The organism is Pseudomonas sp. NFACC51 (assembly GCF_900103575.1).
Lineage (GTDB): Bacteria > Pseudomonadota > Gammaproteobacteria > Pseudomonadales > Pseudomonadaceae > Aquipseudomonas > Aquipseudomonas fluorescens_Q.
This window is the reverse complement of record NZ_FMXH01000003.1, coordinates 1-9,744: the sequence shown is the minus strand read 5'-3', so window position 1 is coordinate 9,744 and position 9,744 is coordinate 1. Positions and strand designations below refer to the sequence as shown.

The 9,744-nt window shown below is 57.7% G+C and carries 7 protein-coding genes and 2 pseudogenes; 7 read left to right on the top strand and 2 right to left on the bottom strand.

From position 1 onward, the window contains the following. Window positions 1-486, top strand: a pseudogene (locus tag BLT00_RS06885) (type VI secretion system tip protein VgrG); the annotation flags it as partial. Between the two features lie 18 nt (window positions 487-504). Further along, on the top strand, window positions 505-939 hold the full coding sequence (locus BLT00_RS06880; protein ID WP_092151194.1) for a DcrB-related protein: 435 nt from the start codon (window positions 505-507) through the stop codon (window positions 937-939). Between the two features lie 164 nt (window positions 940-1,103). Here the strand turns inward: BLT00_RS06880 and BLT00_RS06875 are convergent, their stop codons facing one another. Further along, window positions 1,104-1,607 (bottom strand): hypothetical protein, encoded by a 504-nt coding sequence (locus BLT00_RS06875; protein WP_092151191.1) that lies wholly within the window; start codon window positions 1,605-1,607, stop codon window positions 1,104-1,106. Then, window positions 1,607-2,074 (bottom strand): Panacea domain-containing protein, encoded by a 468-nt coding sequence (locus tag BLT00_RS06870; protein ID WP_092151188.1) that lies wholly within the window; start codon window positions 2,072-2,074, stop codon window positions 1,607-1,609. Before BLT00_RS06870 ends, BLT00_RS06875 begins: the two co-directional genes overlap by 1 nt. A gap of 832 nt (window positions 2,075-2,906) precedes the next feature. On the opposite strand from BLT00_RS06870, the gene BLT00_RS06855 reads away from it, so the two are divergent. The 5 genes and pseudogenes from BLT00_RS06855 to BLT00_RS06835 all read left to right on the top strand — a co-directional run bounded on the left by BLT00_RS06855 (window position 2,907) and on the right by BLT00_RS06835 (window position 9,224). Beyond that, on the top strand, window positions 2,907-7,289 hold the full coding sequence (locus BLT00_RS06855; protein WP_092151185.1) for an RHS repeat-associated core domain-containing protein: 4,383 nt from the start codon (window positions 2,907-2,909) through the stop codon (window positions 7,287-7,289). Between the two features lie 14 nt (window positions 7,290-7,303). After that, window positions 7,304-7,738, top strand: coding sequence for a tetratricopeptide repeat protein (locus BLT00_RS06850; protein WP_092151182.1), 435 nt, complete (start codon window positions 7,304-7,306; stop codon window positions 7,736-7,738). A 7-nt stretch (window positions 7,739-7,745) separates the two neighbouring features. Further along, window positions 7,746-7,976, top strand: coding sequence for a hypothetical protein (locus BLT00_RS06845; protein WP_175456268.1), 231 nt, complete (start codon window positions 7,746-7,748; stop codon window positions 7,974-7,976). Window positions 7,977-7,979: 3 nt separating this feature from the next. Beyond that, window positions 7,980-8,353 (top strand): annotated as a pseudogene (locus tag BLT00_RS06840) (DUF6124 family protein). 511 nt (window positions 8,354-8,864) lie between these two features. Further along, window positions 8,865-9,224, top strand: a complete 360-nt coding sequence (locus BLT00_RS06835; RefSeq protein ID WP_092151179.1) for a DUF6124 family protein — start codon at window positions 8,865-8,867, stop codon at window positions 9,222-9,224. The last annotated feature ends 520 nt before the right edge of the window (window positions 9,225-9,744 follow it).

The window sequence follows — 9,744 nt, the reverse complement described above, 5'->3', positions numbered from 1 at the left end:
GCGAATTTCAACGAAATCCGCATGGAAGACAAGAAAGGCGCCGAGCAGCTGTACATCCATGCCGAGCGCAACCAGGACATCGTGGTCGAGGTGGACGAAAGCCACTCGGTGGGCCATGACCGCAACAAGAGCATCGGCCACAACGAAACAGTGACCATCGGCAACAACCGCCTGCGCATCGTCAAGCAGGAGGACATCCTCTCCGTTGGCCAGCGCAAGACCGACAGCATCAGCCAGAGCTACGTCATCGAAGTGGGCGAGAACCTGCGCCTGGTGTGCGGTGAAAGCATCCTGGAGCTCAACGCCAGCGGCCAGATCAACCTGAGCGGCGTGCAGATCAGCTTCTACGCCAGCGGCGATGCCGAGTTCAACACTGGCGGCGTGCTGCACCTGAACAACGGCGGCGGCCCCGGTGCCACGCCGGACGGCCAGGGCGTCAAGGGCAGCATCGACGCCAACATCAGCGCCGCGTTCCCCAAGGGCTAACTTCGAGATTTATGCGCCATGACCTACCGCCTCAATGAATTCCAGCTCCAGCTGCCGCCCAGCGAGTTGCTGGACGCGACGATCAACATCCTCAAGTTCCCCGAACTGGGCACCTCCTTGATCGTCAGCCGCAGCCTGCTGGCCGACGGCGAGACCCTGCAAAGCAACCTCGACGACCAGCTCAAGCGCCTGGAAAAACAGGTCCAGCAACTGCGCTGCCAACCGGGCGCCACCGTGCGCGTGGGCGCCAACCAGGAAGTCGAAGCCATTGAATTGCGCAGCCAGTTCAACAAGGGCAACGAAAAGGTCTTCCAATATCAGCTCGCACTGGTACTGCCCGGCACTCGCAAGATGCTTGCCTTGAGCTACGTGAAAGCCGAGAAGCTGGGTGATGCCGAGGCGGCGCATTGGGCGACGATCAAGGGGTCGCTGGTGTTCGACACTCAGGCCTGACAACTTCTAATCAGACTAAATACGAGACAGGAGATAGTTTTTAAGTTTTTTCTGGCAAACCAGACCGACCAAAATATTTAGAGCCAAACAAAAGGGCATATAGAGTCGACCGACATGCCCTTTGTATTTCCGGCCCCATCACAAACCAACCCTATCCAAGAGAGCTATTGAGGAAAAACCTTGTGCTCCCTGTCCAATAAAATCATGAAAAACGCCGATTGCGATTGAAAGCCATGAACGCGCATTTTTTGACTGACTCGCAACTCAATCAAACTAATCTCGGGAGAAAGACTGGCTAAAACCTTTTTAACGTGAGTACTGCCTGCTTTCATCTCGTCAACTTTGTACGGAGTGTAACCTAAACCGGCTTTATTCTCTCCCTTCCCGCCACTCTTATATACACTGTCCCAAGTGTGACTACCGAGCGTAGCTAAGAAGTTGGAAAACTGACCAAGTTCCTCTTTCGTCCACGCTGAAAAACACTCCCAGTCCTTCTGGAAATATTTTAAAACCACATAGGGGTTTTTATTATGGGGCCCATCGCGTGCGCCGTCCTTTTTAAATGAAGGAAGATCAAATATTTTTTTCTCTAACTCCGTGGTAGCAGCACCTTCTTTTTCGACGCCCTTAGCTTCCTCATTTACTTTATTCTTAGGAAGTCTCGCCATTATATTTCAGCCGCATACTTTGTCTTGAAAAAAACAAGTATTTCAGCTTTTGGCATAATGACTTCACAACGCTCTTCTGCGCTCAATTCACCTCTAGCCTTGATCCAAGGCGCATCTTTGTGCGTCATATCTTCAAGCGTCTTGGCCGGCAGATCGGCGTAGGCATCAAAAACCTGAACAAGCACTTCCTCGGCCTCGGCGGATAGGACTGGAACTTTTTCATCTTCCGGTACTGGGAGTGGCTTCCACCCATACTGCTTAAATGCATGGAATACTTCAGGAACCACCGGCCCATGAGCCCAAGCCTGTATTTGCTCGGGAAAAAGCTCCTTACCAATAAGAGTCTGAGTCCAAGCCTCTGCGTAATATAATAATTTTTGAACTTTCAAATGGGTAACGAGATCACCCGACTCTGCAAATTTCGCCACAAACCAATTTGCAACATCTATAGCCCTATGCAATGCCATAACAATTCCTCCGTCCTTATCGCGCGATGCTCTCACCTTTTCCACAGCCAGTCAACTCACAACCGCCATGCGGCACCGTGCTCTATACGCATCACCGCATTAAAAATAATAGCTAAAAATCTTTAAAACACTTCCTATATATCACCTAAATATAATTAAGATTACCGAAAAAATCTCCACCATTATTTTCCTCACACGGAGTAAAAAACGAGATTTCCCACAAAAAACTTTATTAACTCCTACACTTTAAAATTCCAGACAACGCGCCAATTGCAGATGCGCCTTTTGCCACTTCAGCAACAGGGCACGCCCGACTACGCTTTTTTTAGTTCCACGCCGCACCGGCCCCGCGCGTGTCGGCCATCAGTTCGGCCTTGTGATTCTCCACCAGCCGCTTGAGCGCAATCGCTACGCTGTCCATGTCCACGTCGAACAAATTGCCGCAGGGTCCGAGCAACTGCTGGCGCTGTTTGTCCCGGCAGAAACGGTAATACCAAACCCAATTTGCGGCGATGCCTGTTGACACAGTTTCGTGTGGCTGTACAAAAAAAATATCTCAACGACAACGTTCGCACGCCGGCCGAGGCAATAGACGGCCACGTTGATATGGCCGTCGTGCTTTGTGGCAAAGAGGGCTCAAGGAAGGCTTATGGTGGATGATGCAGAAAGTGCCCGCACTCGGTAATCTACGTCCGGCTGACTGCCTCGACACCCAAACCGATCAAGCGCCTGAAAATGGCCTTGATGAGCATGCCGTAACCGACCAGGAAAAAATAGCCCATGGAAGGCATCGCATCACGTAATCACGCAGCCGTTTGCATGAGTACCCGGTATGTCTGACGCGCTCTGGGCGGCCCGCCTGGGCGATGCACTCGATCACACCTCAATGATGGCCGACATCCTCGGCGGCGTGCTGGAGGTGGCGGCCAATATCGCGATCACCGCCCTGGCGACCGCCGCCGTGGTCGCGGCCACGGGCATCACCGTCGTTACTGGCGGCCTGGGTTGCTTCGTCCTGGGCCTGGTGGTGGGCACCGTCGTCGGCCTGGCCATGAGCAAGACCGGGGCCGACAAAGGCCTGAGCAATTTATGCGAGGGCATCGGCAACGCCCTCTTTCCGCCCACGGTGCAGGCCAACATCCTCACCGGTTCCAAGGACACCTTCACCAACAACATCCCCTCGGCCCGCGCCGCCGGCGCTGTGGTTTCCCATGTCGCACCAGCCGGCACCGAACTGGAAATGCCCGAGCCGGAAGAAGAACCCAGTTACCTGGACATGGCCGGGAATTTCTTCTCGCAGATGTGGCGCCCCACTGTCGCCTCGCCCGCCCCCGGTACGGAGACCCGACCAGAAGACCTGGTGATCTGCACCAAGCACCCACCCATGCCACCGCAGTTCATGGCCGAAGGCTCGGAGAAGGTCACCATCAACGGCCAGCCCGCCGTGCGCAGCGGCGACCGCAGCACCTGCGATGCGACGGTGGTGTCGGCTGGACTGATCTCGTCCAACGTGACCATTGGCGGCGGCTCGGTGGTGGTGCGCGAGATCCGCAGCGGCAAGACCCCGGGCGTGGGCCTGGCGGTCACCGCGCTGCTGATGCTCAAGGGTGGCAAGGGCAAGTTCTTCAGCAAACTGCCGTGCATGCTGGTGGGCGGCGCGGTGTCCATGGCCGCCAGCAGCGCGGCGAACGCGGCCGCCAACGCCGCCATGGGTTCATCGAACCCGGTGCATGCCGCCACCGGGGCCAAAGTGCTGGGCGCCGACGAGGATCTGGATTTCGTCTTGCCCGGCATCCTGCCGATTGACTGGCAGCGCGTCTACAACAGCCGTGACGAACGTCGCGACAGTTTGTTCGGTGCCGGGTGGAGCGTCGCCTACGAAGTCCAGGTGGAAATCCAGCCTCATCCCGAGGGCGGCGAAACCCTGATCTACACCGACGAACAGGGCCGGCCCATCGACATGGGTTCCATCCCCTTGGGCGGCGCGGTGTTCAGCGCTGGCGAAGGCCTGGCCGTGCGCCGCCATGTGAACGGGCAATTGCTGATCGAAAGCGAAGACGGCCTGTACCGCTTGTTCGAACCTTCGCCAGCCAACCCCTCACACTTGCGCCTGAGCCAACTGGGCGACCGCAACGACAACCGCATCCACCTCGACTACGACGACGCCGGACGCCTGGTGCGGCTGCGCGACACCTTCGACCTGGTGCACGTCGAGCTGATCCGCGCAGGCGAATGCGTCACCCACATCGAGCGCCTCTACCCCGACCAATCGCGGGAAGTGCTGGTCAGCTATGCCTACGACGCAGCCAACACCCTCGCCGAAGTGCGCGACGCCAGCGGTCAGGTGCAACGGCGCTTTTGCTACGACGCCGGGCAACGGATGGTCGAGCACCAGTTGCCCAGCGGCCTGCATTGCTTCTACGAATGGGCCCTGATCGAAGACCAGGAATGGCGCGTGGTCCGGCACTGGACCGACGAAGGCGACGCCTACCAGTTCGACTATGACCTCAAGGCCGGCATCACCCGCATCAGCGACAGCCTGCAACGCGTCAGCACCCGGCAGTGGAACAGCCAGCACCAGATCACCCACTACATCGACAACCTCGGCCAGACCTGGCTGTTCGAGTGGAACGATGAGCGCCAGATGCTCAGCGCCACCGATCCACAGGGCGGCCAGTACCAATTCAACTACGACGACGCGGGTAACCTGATCAGCGAAACCGACCCGTTGGGCCGCAGCGAATCCACCCTCTGGCTCGAACACTGGGCCCTGCCGCTGGTGGACACCAACGCCGCCGGCCACAGCTGGAAGTACCGTTACGATCAACGCGGCAACTGCACGACGGAAATCGACCCGCTGGGCCACGTCACCCGCTACCGCTACGACACCCACGGCCAGGTCGTGGAGATCATCGACGCCACCGGCAAAAACAAAAAGCTGCGCTGGAACCCGTTCGGCCAATTGGTGGAACACGTCGATTGCTCGGGTTACCCGACGCGCTTCAGCTACGACGCGCGCGGTTACCTGCACACCATCACCGACGCCCTCGGCGAGCGCACCCAATTCAGCTACGACGCCCAAGGGCGCCTGCTCGGCAGCCAATTACCGGACGGCCGCACCGAACACTACCAGCGCGACACCGCAGGCTTACTCATCGGCTACACCGACCCGGCCGGGCACACCACGCTTTACCAACACAACCGCCGCGGCCAGGTCCGCCAACGCACCGACGCCCAGGGCCGGCAAGTGCAGTTCGCCTACGACAGCTTCGGCCGGCTGCAAGCGCTGACCAACGAGAATGGTGAAAGCTACCGGTTTGCCTGGGACGCCGGGGATCGGTTGACCGAACAACAAGACCTGGACGGCAGCGCCAAGCGCTACGACTACGACCGCCTCGACAACATCGCGGCAGTGACGGCGATGCCCGCGCCCTACGGCACAGGCCTGGCGCTCGTTCCCGAAACACCGCCGGCACCCATCGTCCATCGCCTGGAACGCGACGCCGTAGGCCGGCTGATCGCCAAGGTCACCGACGATGGCCGCACCGAATACAGCTACGACCCGCTGGACCAACTCACCGCCGTCACTTTCACCGACCTGCATGGCAACGCCCAGACCCTGAGCTTCGCCTACGACGCCCTCGGTCAATTGCTCGCCGAAAACAGCGCCGCCGGCAGCCTGCAGCACCACTACGACGAACTCGGCAACCTGATCCAGACCCAACTGCCCGATGGCCGCTGGGTCAACCGCCTGTACTACGGCAGCGGCCACCTGCACCAGATCAACCTCGACGGCCAGGTCATCAGCGACTTCGAACGCGACCGCCTGCACCGCGAAGTGCTGCGCACCCAAGGGCAGATCAGCACCCGCAGCGAATACGACCGCAGCGGCCGCCTGCGCACGCGCCAACGCCGCCACAGCGGCCAACCCTCGCTGCTGCCGGCGGCGGTGCAAAAACACTTCGAGTACGACCCCGCCGACAATCTCATCGGCAAACTCGACCAGCAACCCGCCGCACAACAGCGCCAGCTACTGCACTACGACGCCACCGGCCGCATCATCGCCAGCCAGGACAGCCTGCACGGCCAACGCGAGACCTTCACCTACGACGCCGCCGCCAACCTGCTGGACGGCCCGGCCCCCGGCGCCGGGCTGGTGGTGCACAACAAACTGCTGACCTACCAGGACAAGCGCTACCGCTACGACGCCTTCGGCCGGATGATCGAAAAACGCAGCGCCAAACGTGGCGTGCAACACTTCGCCTATGACGCCGAGAGCCGCTTGATCGAGGTGCGCAACGACGACGGCAGCGTGGTCAACATGGCCTACGATCCACTGGGCCGGCGCATCGAAAAAACCGAACACGACAGCAATGGTTACCCGCTGGGCGAAACCCGCTTCACCTGGGACGGCCTGCGCCTGTTGCAGGAACACCGCCACCAGCAAACCAGCCTGTACCTCTACGAAGACGACGGCTACGAACCCCTGGCCCGCGTCGATGGAAGCGGCCTGCTGCAAAAGATCCGCTACTACCACAACGACCTCAACGGCCTGCCGGAACAACTCACCGAGGCCGACGGCCACAACGTGTGGCAGGCCACGTATCGGGTGTGGGGCAATACGCTGGAAGAAGTGCGTGAACCGTATTACATCGAAGAGCAGAACCTGCGATTCCAGGGGCAGTACCTGGACCGGGAAACCGGGCTGCATTTCAATACGTTCAGGTTTTATGATCCGGATGTGGGGCGGTTTACTACGCCGGATCCGATTGGGCTGAACGGTGGTCTGAATTTCTACGCCTACAGTCCCAACCCCTTTGGATGGATCGATCCACTGGGTCTATCTTGTCGCCTGAACTCTGTAGGCAGAACCCCTGGGAAGAGCAGCCGTACCGGCAAAGCGGTGATCGCGCGGATGAGAGCCGAAGGAAAAATAATCGGTACCGGGAAAAACATGAGATTCCAGAGCACCGACAAGAAATGGTATTCGATTAAAGACGCTGACATGGCTCATAAAACGGATGCCGTTAAATACTGGAACTCCAAAGGCGGTTTCCATGGGGCTAAAACCAAAGAAGTGAGGGGATGGATGCGCGACCCTGACAATTATGAGCTGGAATATTATTCCCATAACCGGTCCAAAGGCGCGCTCCTGACGGATCGATATAGGGACCCCGGCGATTTTATTGGTCCCGCAGAAAAGCCCATTTACTAGTAAAGGAACGTCATATGAAAGACTTGGCAGATGAAAGCCCGACGCTGGCAGACGAAATAATGCGCATCATGGCGTCGGGTAATGAGCTCGATGAGCAAAGCAAAAAAAATGAAGCTCAAGCCCTGTACCAAAAAGCTTGGGACCTGCTTCCTGAACCGAAGCTGGAGTGGACACCTTTGTCAGCCTGGGTCACAGGTTCTTTTTTCAACCTGCATTTCGACAATGGGGATTTCGCGGCTGCTAAAGACTGGGCACAAAAGACCTTGGATGGCCGGGAGTCGGACATCGATACAGGGCCGCTGATTAACTTGGGAATGGTCTATTTTGAGCTGGGAGACCACGCGCAGGCTTATAGGTACTTTGATGACGCCTACAGCTTCGGCAAGGCTCGAGCCTTTCAAGAAAGACCCAAAAAATATCTGAAGTTTTATTTGGAAAAAAGGGCCTGACCAAAGCATGGCTCTAGAGCCCTCACGGCCATTCGGCGAAACCTCAAGCCAGTGGGGCAAGGTCGAGCAGGATTTAAAGAAGCGCGGCTATGCGTTGTACTTCGGGGTGTGCGAGGGCGAAGAGAGTTTCTACAACATCACGCGGGTCCCGTCGGACAACCGTGTGCTTGCAAGATATCTGCGGGATGATCCTTGCGGCGGAGAAAAGGGCAAGGCATTGCTCGAAGGGTTTCGTTAACGAATCGTCTCTCCCGCAGCATGGGCTAGCCGATCCAGTCGGTACTCCCAGGGTCGCACCTCTGCGTCCACTCAATCCAAAACGAAGAAACAAGACGAAGCAGAAAAGCGCGCCCTGGATTACTACCTGCTACCGAAGCCGGAAAAATCCGAAAATGCATCCAAACCGGGCCAGCTCTTCACCGTGGAAAAAAACGCCGACAACGAATGCCTGCTCGCCAACCTCAGCGAAAACCTGGCATCCGCCGACGCGATGATCAGCAACCTGGCCTTCGACCTGGAAGGCCCCGCCGCCACATCGCCCTCGGCGTCCAACAACTGATTGAACTGAGTTCATTGCTGGCCAGCCGTGTGCTGGATAACGTCGACCCACGCTAGCCGCTCCAGCATCAATCCCGTGGCGAGGGAGCTTGCTCCCGCTGGGTGGCGAAGCCGCCCCAAAACGGCCGGCGCATTCCTACAGACAAACCGCATCAGCCGATTTACGACGGCTGCGCCGCCGAGCGGGAGCAAGCTCCCTCGCCACGGATCCTGGGGCATTACGAAGGTTTGTTTATTCTCCCTCCGCAACGCTTCCACCCAGCTACGAATCCTTGCGCCATTGCCTACAACTACGCCAGAATCCGCCCGCTTGTGCGCCTTGCCTATGGGTTCTATCGTTTCCCTGCCACTGCCCATCAGTGGTCGGGTTTAGTAGCCCGAGGTTGTGTCAGTAGGATGCATAAGCTCTCCATCCAAGCAGGTTCCTAACCTGTCCTTGATGGTGGCTGTGCGCAGGGCGCTTCGGCGCGCCGGCAATGCTGATCTCCCCGGTCTACTAACCTGCGTACAGCCGCCACCCTTCTTTTAGTAGGGAAGAGGTTGCGGCTTAACCATGGAGTATCAGCACATGTTCAAGCCTACCCCGAATCCTCCCGAAGCAGATCGCAGCTCTGCGCCCACCAAATCCAAAACGAAGAAACAAGACGAAGCAGAAAGGCGCGCCTTGGATTTTTACCTGCTACCGAAATCGGAAAAATCCGAAGATGCATCCAAACCGGGCCAGCTATTCACCGTGGCAAAAAACGCCGACAACGAATGCCTGCTCGCCAACCTTAGCGAAAACTTGGCATCCGCCGACGCGATGATCAGCAACTTGGCCTTCGATCTGGAAGGCCCCCGCCGCCACATCGCCCTCGGCGTCCAGCAACTGATTGAACTGAGTTCATTGCTGGCAAACCGAGTGCTAGATAACGTCGACCCACGCTAGCCGCTACAGCATCAATCCCGTGGCGAGGGAGCTTGCTCCCTCGCCACGGATCGCCTACACCTCAAAAGCAAGCATGTAACCCGCTGCTCCCCACGATGAATCTCTCTCTAGCCACAGACAGCAACCGGCCAGAAGCGGACGGTCTGGCCTTTAAATAAATACGTCGCCTTTTTCGAGTTGGTTGAGTAAAGACCTAATGCGGCGCATTGCTGATTGGGCTTCAAAAAGAAATGGACAGTTCAGATTGCACTCTCCTCCAAAGTATCGTTACCAGACGAACAGAACTCAATAAAAGGCCCGCAGAATTTCTTGAGTTGGCAGCGTATTGATCTACGCTGATCTCTGCACGTATGCATCGCCATTCCACTCGCAATATCCGCACGGACACTACACCTGTATGGCGGCGCATTCGATCGTTAACGGCGTATGGGGGGAATCGGTGATGGCGAAAAACGTCTTGGTGACAATTTGGGAGCGCAATACGAAAGAAACGCAGTGTCGGCTTTCTGATGACCAGACG